2 protein-coding genes and 1 pseudogene are annotated in these 1,391 nt (G+C 58.5%); all 3 read right to left on the reverse strand.

All coding sequences use genetic code 11. From position 1 onward, the window contains the following. Window positions 1–236 (reverse strand): annotated as a pseudogene (locus B2T33_RS14810) (3-isopropylmalate dehydratase small subunit); the annotation flags it as partial. Window positions 237–240: 4 nt separating this feature from the next. Continuing rightward, window positions 241–429 carry a hypothetical protein gene (locus B2T33_RS14815; RefSeq protein WP_008889810.1) on the reverse strand — a complete coding sequence of 63 codons (189 nt, stop codon included), beginning with the start codon at window positions 427–429 and terminating at the stop codon, window positions 241–243. 12 nt (window positions 430–441) lie between these two features. Beyond that, window positions 442–1,391 (reverse strand): 3-isopropylmalate dehydratase large subunit (locus B2T33_RS14820; RefSeq protein WP_286792453.1); only part of this gene is annotated, 950 nt, incomplete at its 5' end.

Genomic DNA, 1,391 nt, shown 5'->3' on the forward strand with positions numbered 1-1,391 from the left:
CAGCCGAAATTGTCGCCCGCGACCAGGATCTGCGCGTTGCGATAGGCGGGCTTGTTCAGCACGAAATCGGGGATCTCGTTGCCGTTGTCGTCATAGCGCATTTCATCAAACAGGTTCTTGCCAAGGCCCGAACGTTTGATGGTTTTGAGGAACTGTTTGGGAATGATCATGTCGGTATCGACATTGATCATCGGCAGCGGTGCTGCAACACCGGTGAGCTTGGTGAATTTTTCCATTATCTTATCCCTTGCTTCCAGTTTCCCAGGCCAGACCGAGTGCTTCGATCAATTCTTCGGTCGCGTCGAGTTCCTGTGCCACGAAGTCCGGCAGGTTGATGCCGGTCAGTTGCGGCAGGAGGTGCTCAAGCACCGGTGCGCGGCCCAGACGAGGGGCACTTTCGCGGAAATTGATCAATGTGTGATCGGCCATGGGGAACCTTCCTTAACCGAGTTTGCGAATGTCGGTCAGATGACCGGTGATCGCAGCCGCAGCTGCCATGGCCGGGCTGACGAGGTGGGTACGACCACCACGGCCCTGACGGCCTTCGAAGTTACGGTTCGAGGTCGAAGCGCAACGCTCGCCCGGGGCCAGACGGTCCGGGTTCATCGCCAGACACATCGAGCAGCCCGGCTCACGCCAGTCAAAGCCTGCTTCGATGAAGATCTCATGCAGGCCTTCTGCCTCTGCCTGTTCTTTCACAAGGCCGGAGCCCGGAACGATCATGGCATTGACGGTCTCTGCAACCTTGCGGCCCTTAGCGACTTCGGCAACAGCACGCAGGTCTTCGATACGACCGTTGGTGCAAGAACCGATAAAGACGCGGTCGATCTTGATTTCCTCGATCGGGGTGCCGGCGGTCAGACCCATATATTCCAGCGAACGGGCAATGGCCTTTTGCTTGCCAGCATCCTTGCCGTCAGACGGGAACGGAACGGTGCCGGTAACCGGAACGACGTCTTCCGGGCTGGTGCCCCAGGTCACCTGCGGGACGATTTCGGCGGCATCGATTTCGACAATCTTGTCGTAATGTGCGCCTTCGTCAGACGGCAGGGTCTTCCAGTATTCAACAGCCTGCTCGAACGCGGCACCTTTCGGTGCCATCGGGCGGCCCTTGATATATTCAAAAGTTTTCTCGTCCGGCGCGATCAGGCCAGCGCGTGCGCCGCCTTCGATCGACATGTTGCAGACCGTCATGCGGCCTTCAACCGACAGCGAACGGATGGCAGAGCCAGCATATTCGATGACATAGCCGGTGCCGCCAGCAGTGCCGATGCGACCGATGATCGCAAGGGTGATGTCCTTGGCGGTTACACCCGGATGCAGATCGCCTTCGACCTTGACCAGCATGTTCTTGGCCGGTTTCTGAACCAGCGTCTGGGTGGCCAGAACGT

Source organism: Thalassospira sp. UBA4513, from assembly GCF_002388495.1.
In the GTDB taxonomy this organism is placed as follows: Bacteria; Pseudomonadota; Alphaproteobacteria; order Rhodospirillales; family Thalassospiraceae; genus Thalassospira; species Thalassospira tepidiphila.

Bases quoted from the DNA above. Each gene is read 5' to 3' on its own strand.
- B2T33_RS14815 (WP_008889810.1), bottom strand. From the start codon at position 429: ATGGCCGATCACACATTGATCAATTTCCGCGAAAGTGCCCCTCGTCTG.